Origin of the sequence: Pseudomonas sp. AO-1 (assembly GCF_019775695.1) — a bacterium.
Classification (GTDB): Bacteria; Pseudomonadota; Gammaproteobacteria; order Pseudomonadales; family Pseudomonadaceae; genus Aquipseudomonas; species Aquipseudomonas parakoreensis.
Window position 1 is genome coordinate 135289 of the sequence record NZ_CP079947.1, and the last position, 17630, is coordinate 152918.

General features: G+C 60.9%; 13 protein-coding genes. 5 read left to right on the plus strand and 8 right to left on the minus strand.

Features of this window, described 5'->3' with window-relative positions:
- Positions 1 to 6: 6 nt before the first annotated feature.
- The 4 genes from KVQ82_RS00630 to uvrD all read right to left on the minus strand — a co-directional run bounded on the left by KVQ82_RS00630 (position 7) and on the right by uvrD (position 4368).
- Positions 7 to 414 (minus strand): SMI1/KNR4 family protein, encoded by a 408-nt coding sequence (locus KVQ82_RS00630; RefSeq protein ID WP_108184257.1) that lies wholly within the window; start codon positions 412 to 414, stop codon positions 7 to 9.
- 136 nt (positions 415 to 550) lie between these two features.
- Positions 551 to 1426, minus strand: coding sequence for a Tim44 domain-containing protein (locus tag KVQ82_RS00635; RefSeq protein ID WP_041073858.1), 876 nt, complete (start codon positions 1424 to 1426; stop codon positions 551 to 553).
- 176 nt (positions 1427 to 1602) lie between these two features.
- The gene (locus tag KVQ82_RS00640) at positions 1603 to 2043 is read right to left on the minus strand and encodes an EamA family transporter (RefSeq protein ID WP_027610340.1); all 441 of its coding nucleotides are present in this window, start codon (positions 2041 to 2043) and stop codon (positions 1603 to 1605) included.
- Between the two features lie 141 nt (positions 2044 to 2184).
- On the minus strand, positions 2185 to 4368 hold the full coding sequence (gene uvrD, locus KVQ82_RS00645) for a DNA helicase II (RefSeq protein ID WP_041073860.1): 2184 nt from the start codon (positions 4366 to 4368) through the stop codon (positions 2185 to 2187).
- A 225-nt stretch (positions 4369 to 4593) separates the two neighbouring features.
- On the opposite strand from uvrD, the gene KVQ82_RS00650 reads away from it, so the two are divergent.
- The 3 genes from KVQ82_RS00650 to KVQ82_RS00660 all read left to right on the plus strand — a co-directional run bounded on the left by KVQ82_RS00650 (position 4594) and on the right by KVQ82_RS00660 (position 8918).
- Positions 4594 to 7500, plus strand: coding sequence for a GGDEF domain-containing phosphodiesterase (locus KVQ82_RS00650; RefSeq protein WP_222017541.1), 2907 nt, complete (start codon positions 4594 to 4596; stop codon positions 7498 to 7500).
- A 127-nt stretch (positions 7501 to 7627) separates the two neighbouring features.
- On the plus strand, positions 7628 to 8494 hold the full coding sequence (hexR, locus tag KVQ82_RS00655; RefSeq protein ID WP_007962240.1) for a transcriptional regulator HexR: 867 nt from the start codon (positions 7628 to 7630) through the stop codon (positions 8492 to 8494).
- 211 nt (positions 8495 to 8705) lie between these two features.
- A complete protein-coding gene (locus tag KVQ82_RS00660; RefSeq protein ID WP_121182817.1) occupies positions 8706 to 8918 on the plus strand; it encodes a PA3496 family putative envelope integrity protein in 213 nt (70 codons plus the stop codon).
- Here KVQ82_RS00660 and KVQ82_RS00665 read toward each other — a convergent pair.
- Positions 8860 to 9822 (minus strand): LysR family transcriptional regulator, encoded by a 963-nt coding sequence (locus KVQ82_RS00665; protein WP_041073865.1) that lies wholly within the window; start codon positions 9820 to 9822, stop codon positions 8860 to 8862. The two genes, KVQ82_RS00660 and KVQ82_RS00665, sit on opposite strands and share 59 nt — an antisense overlap.
- 190 nt (positions 9823 to 10012) lie before the next feature.
- Between KVQ82_RS00665 and KVQ82_RS00670 the strand changes: the two genes are divergently transcribed.
- On the plus strand, positions 10013 to 11428 hold the full coding sequence (locus tag KVQ82_RS00670) for an acetyl-CoA carboxylase biotin carboxylase subunit (protein WP_222017543.1): 1416 nt from the start codon (positions 10013 to 10015) through the stop codon (positions 11426 to 11428).
- 11 nt (positions 11429 to 11439) lie between these two features.
- Positions 11440 to 13248, plus strand: coding sequence for a sodium-extruding oxaloacetate decarboxylase subunit alpha (gene oadA / locus KVQ82_RS00675; protein ID WP_007962245.1), 1809 nt, complete (start codon positions 11440 to 11442; stop codon positions 13246 to 13248).
- Positions 13249 to 13382: 134 nt separating this feature from the next.
- On the opposite strand, the gene KVQ82_RS00680 is transcribed toward oadA, so the two are convergent.
- The 3 genes from KVQ82_RS00680 to KVQ82_RS00690 all read right to left on the minus strand — a co-directional run bounded on the left by KVQ82_RS00680 (position 13383) and on the right by KVQ82_RS00690 (position 17573).
- Positions 13383 to 15659, minus strand: coding sequence for an autotransporter outer membrane beta-barrel domain-containing protein (locus KVQ82_RS00680; protein WP_222017545.1), 2277 nt, complete (start codon positions 15657 to 15659; stop codon positions 13383 to 13385).
- Positions 15660 to 15918: 259 nt separating this feature from the next.
- Positions 15919 to 16755 carry an amino acid ABC transporter permease gene (locus tag KVQ82_RS00685; protein WP_003229672.1) on the minus strand — a complete coding sequence of 279 codons (837 nt, stop codon included), beginning with the start codon at positions 16753 to 16755 and terminating at the stop codon, positions 15919 to 15921.
- Entirely contained in the window at positions 16752 to 17573 is an 822-nt protein-coding gene (locus tag KVQ82_RS00690; protein WP_222017547.1) for an ABC transporter substrate-binding protein, read from the minus strand. Before KVQ82_RS00690 ends, KVQ82_RS00685 begins: the two co-directional genes overlap by 4 nt.
- Positions 17574 to 17630: the final 57 nt, after the last annotated feature.

Consider the following 17630-nt stretch of genomic DNA (forward strand, 5'->3'; position numbering starts at 1 on the left):
AGCGAATCAGCTTTCCAGCCAGACGTCCCGCGCCCAGTGCCACACCGATTCCCAAGACTCTTCGGTGATCAGCTCTTCTTCGCCGGACCACAGCACCACGGTGCCGTCTTCCTCCACGCAGTAGTAGTCGTCGCCGTCCTGGCAGATCGGGATCAGGTCGCGCGGCACACCGATGTCCCAGGCGTTGGCTGCAACCTCCGGCAGGTAGGTGTGCGATTGCGGGTCGGTGACGGTCACCGGCTCGAGGCTGCCGTAAACCACATCACTGACGGTCAGCAGAAACTCTTTGAAGACGAACGGGATGTTGATGAAGAGTTCTTCTTCGATCTCCACCAACTGGTCTTCGTCGGGCAACTCCAGGGGAACCGGTACGGGTTCGTTGGCTTCGCGCAGTTGTTCGATGATTTCTTCCACGTCCGGGATCCTCTTGCTTGAATGGCGCGGTTTATATGGGCCGGTTTATACAGTAGCTCGCTATAGATGCAACCGCGAAATAGAAAACCCCGGCCTGAGCCGGGGTTTTATTACCACATGCGTAACGCGATGGGGATCAGCCGTTCTGGCGGATACCGGCCACCAGCCAAGGCTGGTTCTCGCCCTGTGGACGTTCCATGTTCCAGCTCTCGCTGAACACTTCGCCTTGGTCGAAACGCGAGGTCTTCGACACGCCGCTGAAGGTCAGGGTGGCGATGGTCTTGTCGGCGCGATCATCCACGCCGTCCAGCTGCACTTGCAGGTTGTCGATGTAGGTCGACTGGAAGCCGTCGCCCAGATCCGCACGCTCGCGCTTGAGGAACTCGAGCATCTGCGGGGTCACGAACTCGGCGATCTTGTCCATTTCGTTGGCGTCCCAGTGCTGCTGCAGCGACTGGAAGTGGCTGCGCGCGGCTTCAAGGAAGCGCTGTTCGTTGAACCAGGCTGGTGCGTTGATCACCGGACGAGCGGCAGCCGGAGCAGCCGAACCACCGAAGATCGAACCCATGGCAGCAGGCTTCTGTTCGAATACTTCACGCTGCATCGGCGCGCCGGCCGGAGCCAGGTGCTCCTGCTGCTTGCGTCGACGAGCGGCGATGAAGCGGAAGATCACGAACGCGATCACGGCCATGATCAGGATGTCGAAGATCTGCATGCCCTGGAAGCCGCCGCCCATGAACATGGACGCGAGCAGGCCACCGGCGGCGATACCGGCCAGAGGGCCGAGCCATTTCGAAGCGCCGCCAGCCTTGGCCGCGGCACCGGCAGCGCCGGCTGCACCAGCGGTCGCTGCTGCGCCGCCCATGCCTGGGGAAGAAGGAGCCATCTGGCTGGTCTGGTGCGTCGGCGCAGCGCCTGCACTTTTGCCACCACCAAAGCGCTTGGCGTTGGCGTCGAGGCTCATCGTCAGGCCGATGCACAACGCCATGGCGATGCTAAGAAAACGTTTCATAAAGGGAATTCCCGTTTGTGGAGACACGCGCGCCATGTTGCACAGCTGAAGTGTTACTGGCTAGCGAGAGAGTGTTTCGGGCTTTTGCCTGACAGGTTACGTTCAGCTCGGTCGAGGCAATCAGGCCATGTACTTTTGTCTGTAGGAAAATGGGATAGGTTCAGCGGGAAACTTGCTTATCGACGCAACGCCAACATCACCACACCCGCGGTGATCAAGCCGATACCGCCCCATTGGCGCAGGTCGAGTTTCTCGCCCAGCAGGATCACGCCGAGCACCGCCACCAGTACCACGCTGAGCTTGTCCACTGGCGCGACCAGCGAAGCCGGGCCGACTTTCAGCGCGCGGAAGTAGCACAGCCACGACGCGCCGGTACCCAGGCCGGACAACAGCAGGAACAGGTAGCTCTTGGCGGAAATTGATCCCAATGACTGATATTGGCCCGTCGCGTACAAAATCAAGGCCAGACTGACCAGTACCACGATAGTACGCAGCAGAGTGGCGAAGTCGGAATTGACGTTTTCGATGCCGATCTTGGCAAAAATCGCCGTCAGCGCGGCGAACGTCGCCGAGAGCAAGGCCCAGAATGTCCAGGAAGAGAAGAAGCCTGAGCCCATGGATATGTCCTTGTTAGATCATCCAACGCCGACCCCTGTGGGAGCGAGCCTGCTCGCGAAAGCCACACTGCGGTTTATCAGATCAACCACGGTGATGTCATTCGCGAGCAGACTCGCTCCCACAGAAAAGCGAAACCGGCGTCAGATCGCTTCCAGCTTGGCGTACCCCAGCATCAGCCACTTGCTGCCTTCGCTGAAATTCACCTGCACCCGTGCCTGCGCGCCGGAACCTTCGAAGTTGAGGATCACGCCGTCGCCGAAGATTGAATGGCGTACTGCCTGACCCAGGCTGAAGCCGGTTTCCGGAATCTCGCTGCCGCTGAACAGGTTGCTGCCGCTCATCGACTGGTTGCCGCCAAACGGTCGGCTGACGCTGTTCGACAGACGCACTTCCTGGATCAGACCCTTCGGCACCTCGCGGACGAAACGCGAAACCTTGTTGTAGGTCTCGCTGCCGTACAGGCGTCGTGTTTCAGCATAGGTCATCACCAGATTCTGCATGGCGCGGGTGATGCCGACGTAGGCCAGACGGCGTTCCTCTTCAAGGCGCCCCGGTTCTTCCAGGCTCATCTTGTGCGGGAACAGGCCTTCTTCCATGCCCACCAGGAACACGTAAGGGAATTCCAGGCCTTTGGCGCTGTGCAGGGTCATCAGTTGAATGCTGTCTTCATGCTCGTCGGCCTGAGTGTCGCCGGCTTCCAGCGACGCGTGGCCGAGGAATGCCGCCAGTGGCGTCAGCTCTTCGTCTTCTTCGGTGTTTTCGAAGTTGCGCGCGGCGCTGACCAGTTCCTCAAGGTTTTCCACCCGGGCCTGGCCTTTCTCGCCTTTTTCCGCTTCGTGATAGGCGATCAGCCCCGATTGCTCGATGACGGTCTGGGTCATCAAATGCAACGGCATCTCCATGCACTTGGCGGCAAGGTTCTCGATCAGCTCGATAAACGCCCCCAAGGCGCCGGCAGCACGACCGGTCAGGCCTTTATTGGCGACCAGTTGCCGCATCGCTTCCCACATCGACACATCGCTGTGACGGGCATGGTCGCGGATCGCCTCGACGGTTTTTTCGCCAATGCCGCGGGCCGGGACGTTGATGACCCGCTCCAGTGCCGCATCGTTGCCGCGACCTTCCAGCAAACGCAGGTAGGCCATGGCGTTCTTGATTTCCGCGCGCTCGAAGAAGCGCTGGCCGCCATAGATGCGGTACGGAATGCGCTCGCGCAGCAAGGCTTCTTCCAAAACGCGCGATTGGGCGTTGGAGCGGTAGAGAATCGCGATATCGCTGCGAGCCAGGCCGGTTTTCAGCGCGCTTTCGATGGTTTCGACAACGTAGCGTGCTTCGTCGTGTTCGTTGAACGCGGCATACAGGTTGATGGCTTCGCCATCGCCACCGTCGGTCCACAGCTCTTTGCCGAGGCGTCCGGTGTTGTTGGCGATCAAGGCGTTGGCCGCCTTGAGGATGCCAGCGGTGGAGCGGTAGTTCTGCTCCAGGCGAATGGTTACCGAATCCGGGAAGTCGGACGAGTACTGATGAATGTTCTCGATTTTCGCCCCGCGCCAGCCGTAGATCGACTGATCGTCGTCGCCGACCACCATCAGGCTGTCACCGCCCTTGCCGAGCAGGCGCAACCAGGCGTACTGCACGGCGTTGGTGTCCTGGAACTCGTCGACGAGGATGTGGCGAAAGCGCTTTTGATAGTGCGCCAGCAGACCCGGGTGATCGCGCCACAGGTCGAGGGCGCGCAGCAGCAGTTCGGAAAAATCGATGACCCCGGCGCGCTGGCAGGCCGCCTCGTAGGCTTCATAGATGCCGCGCATGGTCGCCAGGTACAAGTCGCCGCTGGCCTGAATGTGCTGTGGGCGCAGACCTTCGTCTTTCTGCCCGTTGATGAACCACTGGGCCTGACGCGCCGGCCAGCGTTGCTCGTCCAGCCCCAGCTCGCGGATCACCCGCTTGACCAGTCGCTGCTGGTCGTCGCTGTCAAGAATCTGGAAAGTCTGGCTCAACCCGGCTTCCTGCCAGTGCGCCCGCAACAGGCGGTGCGCCAGGCCGTGGAAGGTGCCGACCCACATGCCGGCCGGGTTGATACCCAGCAACTGCTCGATGCGGTGACGCATCTCGGCAGCGGCCTTGTTGGTGAAGGTCACCGACAGAATGGAGTGGGGCGAGGCGTTTTCGACCTGGATCAACCAGGCGATACGGTGCACCAGCACTCGGGTTTTACCGGAACCGGCACCGGCCAGGACCAACTGACGGCCAACGGGGGCTGCTACGGCCTGGCGTTGGGCATCGTTGAGGGAGTTCAGCAGAAGGGAGAGATCATCGCGCATCGGGGCATTCTAGGGTGCGCCGCAGGCCCGGGCAAACCGAGCTTTGCATTAGCCGATGAAAGCGCCGTCGATGACGACCGGTCGGTCACTGGCTACAGGCTTCGGCCCGCCTCGCTTTGCGGGTTTTGCCGGTGATCGGACGGGAAAAGTTTCCGGCAAATTATGATCTGGAGCAGTTTGGCAACGGGGTCTGCTTGTGTATGCTCCGTCCACGTTTCGGGCCCAATGCTCACTCTTATAAGAACAACAACATTGCACAAGACCCTCAGCTCAGACCTGTCGGGCCCCTCTGTGGAACCCCGGGTCATCCGCAAGCATTACGCCGTCGAAATGGCGGTCGAACGCACGCGCCTGCTGTATCAGGGCTCGCTGCTGCCGACGATGTTCATGTTGCTCAATGGTCTGGTCTGCGCCGCTTTGCTCTGGAGCCCGCAGCGCTATTTCGTGGTCAGCATCTGGCTGGTCTGGTTGTTGTCGCTGGTGGCACTGCGGGTGATTCAGGTCGCGGCGTTCGATTCGGCGATCCCGGATCGCCAGGCCCAGCCGATCTGGTTTCGCATGTTCCTGCTCGGCTCGACCATGACCGGTCTGACCCTGGCCGGTGCCGGCATCGCCCTGGTGCCTGCCGACAACTTCATGCAGCAAGCCTGGGTGTTCGGCCTGATCGGTGCCGCGACGTTATCGGCCAGCGTTGCCTACGCCGTCAGCCTGCCGGCGTTTCTGTCCTTTACCTTGCCGTGCCTGCTGCCGGCGATAGGCTACCTGTTCTGGGGCGGTGATGAGCAGGCGCGCGGTTGGGGCTGGCTCGGGCTGATTCTGCTCGGTTCGCTGAGCGTGGTCGCCTGGCAGGTCAATCGGCTGATTGATCGTGGCTTGCTGCGACGGTTTCAGAATCAGCACCTGATCGAACACCTGCAGCAAGCGCAGAACCGCAGCGAGCAGCTCAATCAGGCGCTGGCCAAGGAGATCGAACAGCGGCGCTGTGCCGAGGGCCAATTGCGTGAAGCGCAGATCGAGCTGGAAGACCGGGTGGCACAGCGCAGCCGCCAACTGGACGTGGCCAACCAGGCGCTGAGCAAAAGCGAAGCCCGCCTGGCCCTGGCGTTGAAGGCCAGTGAGCTGGGGCTGTGGGACTGGAACCTGCAGACCGACGAAGTCCATCACACGCAGATTCAGGAGCTGTTCGGCCTCGCGCCTGAATATGTCACGGCGATCCTGCGCGACCTCAAGCCACGCCTGCACCCCGAGGATGTGCCCGGACTCAAGCAGGCGCTGATCGAGCACCTGAAGGGGCGCTCCGAGGACTATCAGATCGAATACCGCGTACGGCACGGTGACGGCCATTGGGTATGGATCGAAGACCGCGGTCGCGCCGTGGAGCGCAGTGACAGTGGCCGGGTGATCCGCATGGTCGGCACCCGGCGCGACATCAGCGCGAGCAAAAGCCTCGAAGAACAGCAGCGACTGGCGGCCACGGTGTTCGAAGCGGCCAGCGAAGGCATCGTCATTCTCGACCCGAACTACGCGCTGATCGCGATCAATCAGGCGTTCAGCCGGGTCACCGGTTATGACATCGAAGACATGCTCGGGCGCAATGTCGTCGAGCTGCCGTGCAGTCGTGATGCGCGGCGACATTACGTTTCGATCCGCCACGCACTGGAGCAGCACGGCAGCTGGCAGGGCGAACTGGTGGAAACCCGCAAGAACGGCGAGCTGTATCCGCAGTGGCTGCAACTCAACGCGGTGCGCGACAGTCGGGGAAACGTCAGTCATATCGTTGGCTTCTTCGCCGATCTTTCCGCGCGGCGCGAATCCGAAGAACGCATGCGCTACCTGACGCACTACGATGAGCTCACCGGGCTGGCCAACCGCTCACTGTTCCGCGAGCGCCTGCACGAAGCCCATCAGCGCGTGCGTCAGGGCGGCCGGCGCAGCCTGGCGCTGCTGCACATCAATCTCGATCGCTTCAAGCTGCTCAACGACAGCCTCGGTCACGAGGTCGCGGACCAACTGCTGCAGAAAATGGCCCGACGCCTGGTCAATGCATTGCCGGAGGCTGACACCATCGCGCGACTGTCCGGTGACGAGTTTGCCGTGCTGTTCGATGCTTACGGCAACCTGTCGAGCCTGGCACGGGTCGCCACGCGGCTGTCGAGCAAGCTGCGCCTGCCGTTGACGGTCGAAGGGCATGAACTGGTGGTCAGTGCCTCGATGGGCATCAGCATGCTGCCGGACAACGCCCGAGAGATTTCCGCGCTGGTCAGTCAGTCGAACATGGCCATGCAACACGCCAAGCACCTGGGCGGCAACAATTTTCAGTTCTATACCGACAGCTTGCAGGCCAGCACCCTTGAACGTCTGCAACTGGAGAACCAGTTGCGCAAAGCCATCGAAGACAAGCAACTCAAGGTGTTCTACCAGCCGAAGCTGTGCCTGCAAACCGGGCGCCTGAATGCGGCGGAAGCGCTGGTGCGCTGGGATCATCCGACCATGGGCCGGGTGCCGCCGGGGGACTTCATCGGTCTGGCCGAGGAAACCGGACTGATCGGCCCGATCGGCGAATTCGTGCTGCGCCAGGCCTGCTGGCAGGCGTGCGAATGGCAGCGTCAGGGGCTGGCGCCGATTCGGGTATCGGTGAACCTGTCGGTGCATCAACTGCGGCAGGGCAAACTGGTCAGTCTGGTGCGCCAGGTGCTGGAGGAAACCGGGCTGGCGCCGCACTACCTCGAACTGGAACTCACCGAAAGCCAGTTGCTCGACAGCGTCGAACACATCATCGCGACCTTCCAGCAACTGCGCGATCTGGGGGTGAAGCTGGCAATCGACGATTTCGGCACCGGCTACTCGTCGCTGAGTTACCTCAAACGGATTCCGGTGGATTACGTGAAGATCGATCAGGCGTTCATTCGTGGGCTGGGGCAGGGCAGTGAGGATGCGGCGATCACCCGGGCGATCATCGCCATGGCTCACGGGCTGTCGTTGAAGGTGGTGGCCGAAGGTGTCGAGCGGCAAGAGCAGCTGGAGTTTCTACGCGTCGAGCGCTGCGACGAAGTGCAGGGTTATCTGATCAGTCGTCCGGTGGAGGCCGACCGTCTGGCCGGGCTGTTGCGCGAACAGGAAAAACCGCTTTAAGGGCTACATGCACTCCATCGCGCCTGATATGGGGACATGGAGTTACGCATTGAGCAGGCAAAAAGCCAATTCATGTAGTATAACTACAAGCGTGCTACATCCTTGCCCATAAGAAGAGTCCAGCCCCTTGAATCTGCTGCAACACATCGCCCAGTCACGTCACCTGTTACGCAAGTCGGAGCTCAAGGTCGCCGACCACGTGCTGCTTGACCCTGCGGCGGTGATGCACAGTTCCATGGCCGACCTGGCCCACAGCGTCGGCATCAGCGAGCCGACCATCGTGCGCTTCTGCCGTGCCATTGGCTGCTCCGGGTTTCAGGATCTCAAGCTCAAACTGGCGCAGAGCCTGGCCGCCGGTGCCAGCTTCGGCCAGTTCGCGATCCATGAAGACGACTCGGTCGCCGACTACAGCCTGAAAATTTTCGACACCACATTGCATACGCTGATGGAGGTTCGCGAGAAGCTCGATCCGGTGGAATTGCAGCGTGCCGTGACGCTGATGTCCCAGGCGCAGCGCGTCGAGTTCTACGGCTTTGGTGCGTCGGGCGCGGTGGCGGCGGATGCGCAGCACAAGTTCTTCCGTCTGCTGCTGACCGCTGCGGCGTATTCCGACCCGCACATGCAGGCGATGTCGGCGGTGACCTTGAAGCCGACCGACGTGGCGATCTGTATTTCCCAGTCCGGGCGTTCCAAGGATCTGCTGATCACTGCCAACCTGGTGCGCGAGAGCGGCGCCTCGCTGATCACTTTGTGCCCGAGCCAGACACCGTTGGCCGAGCTGTCGACGGTCAACCTGGCCATCGATGTACACGAAGACACCGAGATCTACACACCGCTGACCTCGCGCATTGCGCATCTGGTGGTGATCGACGTGCTGGCGATGGGCGTGGCGATGGCGCGTGGGCCGAGTCTGGTTAACCACCTGAAGAGCGTTAAGCGCAGCCTGCGCAGCTTGCGGCTGTCCCCCAAGGCCGTGAAAGCTCTGGACGACTGAAGCCTGCTTTTGTGGCGAGGGAGCTTGCTCCCGATGGGGCGTGCAGCGGCCCTGAAAGGCCGGGCCTGCTTCGCAGTCCAGCGGGAGCAAGCTCCCTCGCCACAATGAAACGCAATTTGCAAAGTTTCATCGCACTGTCATCCCCGCGCAGCCAAACCGTCATCCCCCACGCCTATCGTGAAACTCCCGTACTCGCCTTGGGAGACTCGAAATGGCTCAGCCCTACGAAGAACGCAACAGCGCCGCGAAAACCCGTCGTCAGCAGGAAGACCAGCGCCGCATGGAATTCCGTCGCGCCATCGAAGATCGCTTCGAACTCCGTCAGCTTCAGAGCGAAATCAGCGATTTTCCCGAGGACATCGAACTCAACTACTGGCAGGCCGCACCGGCAGTTTCCCGTCGAAACGCTCAACCAGCGCGCTGATCTGCACCCGCTCGCTGCGGATAAACGCCAGGAAGGCATGCGCCACCGGTGACAGCCGTTTGGCCTTGGCTTGCACCAGACACCAGCTGCGAAACAGCGGCAACTCTTCGACCGGCAGCTCCACCAAACCGCCGGTCGCCAGTTCCAGGTTCAGGGCGTGGCGCGTCAACAGCGCCAGGCCCAGGCCCGCCACGACGCATTCACGTTGAGCTTCGGCCGAGGCCACTTCCTGAGTCTGGGTGAAGTGCACGCGTTTCTCTTTGAAATACTCTTCACAGGCCAATCGCGTACCTGAACCCGGTTCGCGGATCAGCAGCGTGTAAGGCTCAAGATCCTGCAGGCGCAGCGGCCCCATGTGCGCCAGCGGATGGTCCGGGCGCGCCACGGCGACAATCGGGTTGTTCAGAAACGGCAGAAACTCCAGCCCCATGTCCTGCGGCACCATCGACATGATCACCAGATCATCGCGGTTGTCCGAGAGGCGGCGAATCACCTGGCCGCGGTTGACCACAGTCAGCTGCAGGTTCACTTCCGGGTGCTGGCGCTTGAACGCGGCGAACAGGTGCGGCACGAAGTATTTGGCACTGGATTCCACTGCCAGCTTCAACTGGCCTTGCAGCGAGCCCTGCATGTCCGACAGCTGCATGTCGAGGTTTTCCAGGCGGCCGAAAATATCCCGGCTGGCGCGCTGCAGGGCTTCGGCGGCCTCGGTCATGTAGAGTTTTTTGCCGACATAATCGAATAACGGCTGCCCGATCAGCTCTTCCAACTGACGAATCTGTAGGCTGACGGCCGGTTGTGTGAGAGACATTTCATCGGCAGCGCGGCTGTAGGAACGTAAATCACACACTTCGTTGAAGATCTGCAATTGGCGTAATGTCATACGCATCAAGGACTTACGCATTTCTTATAGGCTCTGGCTACAGGCTGATGGCTTAACTATAAGTCTTTGCTTATGCCTGACCCAATTTTTATTCATTTTTGTTAATCCCTTGCGAGCGCTAGTGTGGGGCTGCGACTAAATTGAAACATTTAGTCACGCGTCGACCTGGGTCTAGCAGGTCGTGGTGCCACCGGCTCAAGGGAACCTCCAAGTGATAACAAAGATCCTGATCGCCAACCGTGGTGAGATTGCCGTACGAATCGTGCGAGCCTGCGCCGAAATGGGCATTCGCTCGGTTGCGATTTTTTCCGACGCCGACCGCCATGCCCTGCATGTGAAGCGCGCGGACGAAGCCCACAGCATTGGTGCCGAGCCTCTGGCCGGTTATCTGAACCCGCGCAAGCTGGTGAATCTGGCGGTGGAAACCGGTTGCGATGCATTGCATCCCGGTTACGGCTTCCTTTCGGAAAATGCTGAGCTGGCAGACATTTGCGCCGAACGCGGAATCAAGTTCATTGGCCCGTCGGCGGAAGTCATTCGCCGCATGGGCGACAAGACCGAAGCCCGGCGCAGCATGATCAAGGCCGGCGTCCCCGTCACCCCAGGCACCGAAGGCAACGTCTCCGGTATCGAAGAAGCCTTGGCCGAAGGCGACCGCATCGGTTATCCGGTGATGCTCAAGGCTACCTCTGGTGGTGGCGGGCGCGGCATCCGTCGCTGCAACAGCCGCGAAGAACTCGAACAGAATTTCCCTCGGGTGATTTCCGAAGCGACCAAGGCTTTCGGTTCGGCGGAAGTGTTCCTGGAAAAATGCATCGTCAACCCGAAACACATTGAAGCGCAGATCCTCGGCGACAGCTTCGGCAATGTCGTGCACTTGTTCGAGCGTGACTGCTCGATCCAGCGCCGCAACCAGAAGCTGATCGAGATTGCCCCGAGCCCGCAACTGACCCCGGAACAGCGCGCCTACATCGGCGACCTGTCAGTGCGTGCGGCCAAGGCTGTGGGTTACGAGAACGCCGGCACCGTGGAGTTTCTGCTCGCCGAGGGCGAGGTGTACTTCATGGAGATGAACACCCGGGTGCAGGTGGAGCACACCATCACCGAAGAAATCACCGGGATCGACATCGTCCGCGAACAGATCCGCATCGCCTCCGGCCTGCCGCTGTCGGTGAAACAGGAAGACATCCAGCACCGTGGTTTTGCGTTGCAGTTTCGCATCAACGCCGAAGACCCGAAAAACAACTTCCTGCCGAGCTTCGGCAAGATCACCCGCTACTACGCCCCCGGCGGCCCGGGCGTGCGCACCGACACGGCGATCTATACCGGTTACACCATTCCGCCGTTCTACGACTCGATGTGCCTGAAACTGGTGGTCTGGGCGCTGACCTGGGAAGAGGCGATGGACCGTTGCCTGCGCGCGCTGGACGACATGCGCCTGCAAGGCGTGAAGACCACCGCCGCGTACTACCAGGAAATCCTGCGCAATCCGGAATTCCGTAGCGGCCAGTTCAATACCAGCTTCGTTGAAAGCCACCCTGAACTGACCAACTACTCGATCAAGCGCAAACCCGAAGAGCTGGCTCTGGCCATCGCCGCCGCCATCGCCGCCCACGCAGGCCTGTGAGGATTATAAGAATGAGCAAGAAGATCTTTGTCACCGACACCATCCTGCGCGACGCTCACCAATCGCTGCTCGCCACCCGTATGCGCACCGAAGACATGCTGCCGATCTGCGACAAACTCGACAAAGTCGGCTATTGGTCGCTGGAATGCTGGGGCGGTGCGACGTTCGACGCCTGCGTACGCTTTCTGAAAGAAGACCCGTGGGAGCGCCTGCGCCAACTGCGCGCCGCGTTGCCCAACACCCGCCTGCAAATGCTTCTGCGCGGGCAGAACCTGCTCGGCTACCGCCATTACAGCGATGATGTGGTCAAAGCCTTTGTCGCCAAGGCTGCGGTCAATGGCATCGACGTATTCCGCATCTTCGACGCAATGAACGATGTGCGTAACCTGCGCGTGGCCATCGAAGCGGTGAAAGCTGCCGGCAAACATGCGCAAGGCACTATCGCCTACACCACCAGTCCGGTGCACACCATCGACGCGTTCGTGGCGCAGGCCAAGCAGATGGAAGCCATGGGTTGCGACTCGGTGGCGATCAAGGACATGGCCGGTCTGCTCACGCCATATGCCACCGGTGAACTGGTGCGAGCGTTGAAGGCCGAGCAGTCGCTGCCAGTGTTCATCCACTCGCATGACACGGCTGGTCTGGCGGCGATGTGCCAATTGAAAGCCATTGAAAACGGCGCCGATCACATCGACACCGCGATCTCCAGCTTCGCCTCGGGCACCAGTCATCCGGGCACCGAGTCGATGGTTGCTGCGCTCAAAGGCACCGAGTACGACACCGGTCTGAACCTGGAGCTGCTGCAGGAAATCGGTCTGTACTTCTACGCCGTACGCAAGAAGTACCACCAGTTCGAAAGCGAATTCACCGCAGTCGATACCCGTGTGCAAGTCAATCAGGTGCCGGGCGGGATGATCTCCAACCTTGCCAACCAGCTGAAAGAGCAGGGCGCGCTGAACCGCATGGCCGAAGTGCTGGCGGAAATTCCGCGGGTACGTGAAGACCTCGGCTTCCCGCCGCTGGTGACTCCGACGTCGCAGATCGTAGGCACCCAGGCGTTCTTCAACGTGCTGGCCGGCGAGCGCTACAAAACCATCACCAACGAAGTGAAGCTGTACCTGCAGGGCGGTTACGGCAAGGCGCCGGGCGTGGTGAATGAAAAACTGCGTCGTCAGGCCATCGGCAGTGAAGAGGTGATCGATGTACGTCCGGCCGATCTGCTCAAGCCGGAGATGACCAAGCTGCGTGCCGACATCGGCGCACTGGCCAAGTCCGAAGAAGACGTGCTGACTTTCGCCATGTTCCCGGACATCGGCCGCAAATTCCTCGAAGAGCGTGCCGCCGGCACCCTCGTTCCGGAAGTGCTGTTGCCGATCCCTGAGGCCGGTGGTGTGGCGAAGGCCGGCGGCGAAGGCGTGCCGACCGAGTTTGTCATCGACGTCCACGGCGAAACCTACCGCGTCGACATCACCGGTGTCGGCGTGAAGGCCGAAGGCAAGCGTCACTTCTACCTGTCCATCGATGGCATGCCGGAAGAAGTGGTGTTCGAACCGCTCAACGAATTTGTCGGCGGTGGCAGCAGCAAACGCAAGCAGGCGTCGGCACCGGGCCATGTCAGCACCACCATGCCAGGCAACATCGTCGATGTGCTGGTCAAGGAGGGCGACACCGTCAAGGCTGGCCAGGCTGTATTGATCACCGAAGCGATGAAGATGGAAACCGAAGTCCAGGCAGCGATTGCCGGCAAGGTCACCGCCATTCATGTGGCCAAGGGCGACCGGGTCAACCCGGGCGAAATCCTGATCGAGATCGAAGGCTGAGATAACCGCCGCGATCCAACGCTTTAAACCTCGGGGGGGCATGTGCTCCCCTTTTTTTTCGCCTGCAATATGCTGTTCTTTGTAGGGGCTGCCGCAGGCTCGGGCCTGCGGCAGCTCCTACACGTAGCGTTGTGTCAGAACGCCATGCGCCACTGGCCTGTCACGCCGTAACTGCGGCTGTCGTTGCCGGCCTCGCCGCTGAGGCCAATGCCCAGAGTGTTACGGGCGGACAGGGTCAGATCCAGACCTGCATCCAGCGTGAAGCTGTTGCGATCCATCTCGGCGCCAGTGACTTCAAAGCTTTTGCCACCCTTGACCAGGTGCTGGCGCGTTACGTTATCCAGATCGCCGTAGGTGTGTTTCACGCTCGCGCTCAAACGCGGCGTCAGTTGCATACCGTTGGACAGCTGGCTGGTGTTCGCCAGGCGCAGGCCGAGGGTGCTGCTCGGATTCGCCTGGGTCTGACCCTGAACCTTGAGCGCCGCATCGCCACCGTTCTCGGTGTAGCCGTCACGTTGATAGCGTTGATAACCGACGCTGGCGAACGGCTCGATGCTGACGTTGCCACGACCGAGGTTGTAGCCGACTTCGGCAAACGCGTGCTGGGTGCTGGCGTCATAGCGACCCTTGAGCCGATCGCTGAAACCATTGAAGTCGACTCGACGTTTGCCGCTGCCGTCATGGCTGCCGTACGAGGCGCCCAAGCGCAAGGCGAACGGGCCATCCTGACGCAGCGCGTAGGCGCCGAGGTGCCAGCTGTCGAGATCACCGTCGAACTGTTGGGCATCGAAGCGGGTTTGCGCTTTTGCACCCATCAGGCCGACATGCCATTGTTCGTCGATTCGCCAGTCGGCCCCCATGACCAGACCTTGGGTGGAATGCTTCAGAACACTGGCGGCGTCACGATCAACCTGGCCGCCATGCCCCAGTGCTTGCAGCCAGACCCGCCCGTTGCCTTCGCCACCAGCCGTCAGACGCGGTGCATTCCCAGAGCTCGGCGCGCCATTGCCGCTGTCCAGTTGATGCATGGCCGAAAGCATGCTGGCGCCGAGCGGATTGACGCTGCTCAGTGTGGCTTTGGCGAGGTTGGCGTTGCTGCCGGCGGCGAGTTGTTCGAGGGCCAGGCTGGCCGTCGGCTTGCTGGAGCCGAGCAGGGCCGTGACGGCAGCATTTTGAGGTGTGGCCGCGCTGATGGCTTTGCTTGTCTGGCGAAGTGCCTCAGGCTCTTGAGGTTGCTGAGGTTGCTGAGGTTGCTGAGGTTGCTGAGGTTGCTGAGGTTGCTGAGGTTGCTGAGGTTGCTGAGGTTGCTGAGGTTGCTGAGGTTGCTGAGGTTGCTGAGGTTGCTGAGGTTGCTGAGGTTGCTGAGATGGGGAAGGTGTCTCGTCAATGCTCTGGGCGAGCGCCTGACTACTCTGCGTGGTCGCAAGTTTTTCGAGCGGCACATCGTTACGGGTATAGAGCAAGCCCACTCGTTGTGCTTCGTAGTGCAGCGTCGGGGTCATGTAGGCCAGATCGTTTTCAACGGTGCCAAACTGTCCCTCAATCTTTTCCGCTTGCAGAACAGTGTGCTGACTGCTTTGCAGATAGTCGCCGGCGGTGACGAGTTTCAGGGTGGCGTCACCCAAATGAGCGGTTCCTTTTACGACCACCGTCTGACTGTTGCCGGAGGCATCCACGGCATAGGCCAGTACGGCAGAACGGGCCAGGCGCAGATCTCCCGCGATCTTGGGGGCGCCATAGACATCGTCGACGGTCATGCGTCCGTGCAGGTTCAAATGATTAACCGCACCATTCCCGGCTATATGGGCGTTTTCATGAACATCCACCGTGCCGTCGATGAGGCCCTGGTTGGTCAGGTCACCCCCAGACGCGACAGTGGCGCCGCCATTGATCGCTCCTTTGTTGATCAGAATCCCCTCGGTCACTGCCGTACCCAGAATTTGCCCATCGTTGACCAGCATTGCCTTCGGATGGACCAGTACGCCGATGTTGAAATCACCCGGTCCGCTACGGGTCCAGTTCCCGCGCCTGACCTCCAGCCCGCTGAAGTTACGGGTTTCACCCAGCACGCCTTTCTTGTTCGCGTCGAGTTGCAGCAGATTGTCGCCCCCGCCACCGTCGACCAGACCGGCGAAACTGCCGCGAGATTGCACGGTGACAAGATCGTTGCGGCCATCGAGCGCCAGCGCTACACCTTCCTGCGCCGGATACGCTTTGCTGACCTTCAGTTGGACGGTGTCCGGATGATTGGCGAAAGCGTTGATCGCTGATTTGAACGTTTCAGAGGGGGCGGGAGAGATGCCTTGAGTGTCGGGCGGTGTGTCCTGAGCCATGGACAGATCAGCACATCCCATCGCCAGAGTAATGGCCAGTGTCAGGTGTTTCGGTCGAAAGTGGAATTGAACGGGCATCGAGTTCAGCCTCTCTTGGAAGGAGGCCAAACTCTAAGTTGGAGGCTGCAGGCACCGATGTCAGCCGGATCGCCCGGTGCTGCGGGCTACGTCGTTTTGATCGGCGGAAAAGGCCGGATCAACGCAGATTTGCGCATTACGTCCTGCCGGCCTGCTGCCCTTTCCTACAAGTTGTGTTGTCACTGGCCGCTGGTAATGATCAGAAACTCATCTGCCACTGCTCGATCCGCCCGTGGTAGATGTCTGTCGACGCATCAGCTCAGCTACGCCGCACATAAGCCTTGCCATAATGCCGTTCCATGCGCGCCTGAATCAGCTCCAGACCGATCGACATCAGCCAGTAAATGATCGCCGCCGTGGTCAGCATCTCGATGTAGCGGTAGCTCGAGCGTCCGTAGGACTGCGCCAGAAACATCACTTCCCAGACGCCCATCACCGAGATCAGTGACGAGTCCTTGAGCATCGAGATGAACTGGTTGGTGGTCGGCGGGATGATTGTGCGCATCGCCTGGGGCAGGGTGATGCGCCAGAAGATCACGCTCTCGCGCATGCCCAGCGCCAGCGAAGCTTCGCGTTGGCCGTAGGGCACGCCGAGAATGCCGGCGCGGAAAATCTCGCTCAGGTACGCGCCATAGTTGAGTGACAGGGCAATGATCCCGGCGACCACTGCGCCGGGCACCACGCCCAGTTGCGGCAGGCCGAGGTAGATCAACAGGATCTGGATCAGCAGCGGCGTGCCGCGAAAGAACGAGGTGTAGAAACTGGCGATCCCGAACGCCACGGCGCTTTTCGACAGGCGCGCGAGGGCGGTGACGAAGCCCAGCAAGGACGAGGCGACGATGGCGCACGCGCAAAGAAACAGGGTCAGCGCCGCGCCCTGCAGAAAGCCGTTGGGCGCCAGGTGCACGCCGAGCAGATTCGGCAGCTTGTCGAGGATGATCGAGAGCTTCAGATCGAAGCTCAGGAAAAACCCGGCGAACAGGCTGAACATCGCCGCCCAGGTCAGGTACAGGCGCGTGCGGAAACCGAACAGCCGTTGCAGGCGCGATTCAGCCACCGGTTGCGGCGGCTGTGGAGGTGTCGGGAAGGCAGTCATTGGCTGATATCGGCGCCGATCCATTTCTGCGACAGCGTGCTCAGCGTGCCGTCCTGCTTGAGTTGCGCAAACACCTCGCGCACCTTGGCGTCCCACTCGGCATCACCCTTCTCGATGGCCACCGAGTTCGGCTCCGAGTACAGCGGCGCGCCGGCCAGTTTGAAGCGCTGGTCCTGATTCAGGCGCGGCTGCGCGGTCACCAGATTGGTGAGGATGGCGTCCAGGCGCACACCGGCGCCCAGGCCCAGGTCCTGGAAGGCGACGTTGTCGGTATCGTACGGAGCGATCTGCACATCTTCGAACGGGTACTCCAGGTGCGTGTCTTCGGCGCCTTCAATGACCAGATTCTTGTTCAGATAACTTTCGTAGCTGCTGGCGCTGGTCAGGCCGACTTTCTTGCCGCTCAAGTCCTTGGCGCCGTGGATGCGATCGTCCTTGGCGTTGACCACGATCACGGCGGGCGAGGCGTAGTACTCGACCGGGAAATCGAACACTTCGGCGCGCGCCTTGCTTGGGGTCATGGAGCAGATGCAGATGTCATAGCGCCCGCTCCAGCGGCCGGCAGCGATCACGTCCCAGGATGGCGTTTCGAGGCGCAGCTTGACCCCCAGTTTTTCCGCGACGGCTTTGGCGACGTCGACGTCGAAGCCGTCGAGTTGATTCTGCTCATTGAGAAACGAGAAGGGCGGGTAGCTTTCCATCAGCACGCCGACCAGCTCTTTTTTCTGTTCGACGCGATCGAGTGTGGCGCCGCCGAAGGCTTGAGTGGACGCGGCCAGAATCGTCAGGCCCAAGGCCAGTAGCGGTTGAAGTTTCACAGTCGACACCTGAAAAAAGGGGTTGTTATTAACCGAATGGTGCGTATTAAATAGTTA

What these genes read in the sequence shown, in the direction of transcription:
- KVQ82_RS00635 (WP_041073858.1), bottom strand. Translation starts at nt 1,426, where the DNA reads ATGAAACGTTTTCTTAGCATCGCCATGGCGTTGTGCATCGGCCTGACG.
- KVQ82_RS00640 (WP_027610340.1), bottom strand. Translation starts at nt 2,043, where the DNA reads ATGGGCTCAGGCTTCTTCTCTTCCTGGACATTCTGGGCCTTGCTCTCG.
- uvrD (WP_041073860.1), bottom strand. Translation starts at nt 4,368, where the DNA reads ATGCGCGATGATCTCTCCCTTCTGCTGAACTCCCTCAACGATGCCCAA.
- KVQ82_RS00650 (WP_222017541.1), top strand. Translation starts at nt 4,594, where the DNA reads ATGCTCACTCTTATAAGAACAACAACATTGCACAAGACCCTCAGCTCA.
- KVQ82_RS00660 (WP_121182817.1), top strand. Translation starts at nt 8,706, where the DNA reads ATGGCTCAGCCCTACGAAGAACGCAACAGCGCCGCGAAAACCCGTCGT.
- KVQ82_RS00665 (WP_041073865.1), bottom strand. Translation starts at nt 9,822, where the DNA reads ATGCGTAAGTCCTTGATGCGTATGACATTACGCCAATTGCAGATCTTC.
- oadA (WP_007962245.1), top strand. Translation starts at nt 11,440, where the DNA reads ATGAGCAAGAAGATCTTTGTCACCGACACCATCCTGCGCGACGCTCAC.
- KVQ82_RS00680 (WP_222017545.1), bottom strand. Translation starts at nt 15,659, where the DNA reads ATGCCCGTTCAATTCCACTTTCGACCGAAACACCTGACACTGGCCATT.
- KVQ82_RS00685 (WP_003229672.1), bottom strand. Translation starts at nt 16,755, where the DNA reads ATGACTGCCTTCCCGACACCTCCACAGCCGCCGCAACCGGTGGCTGAA.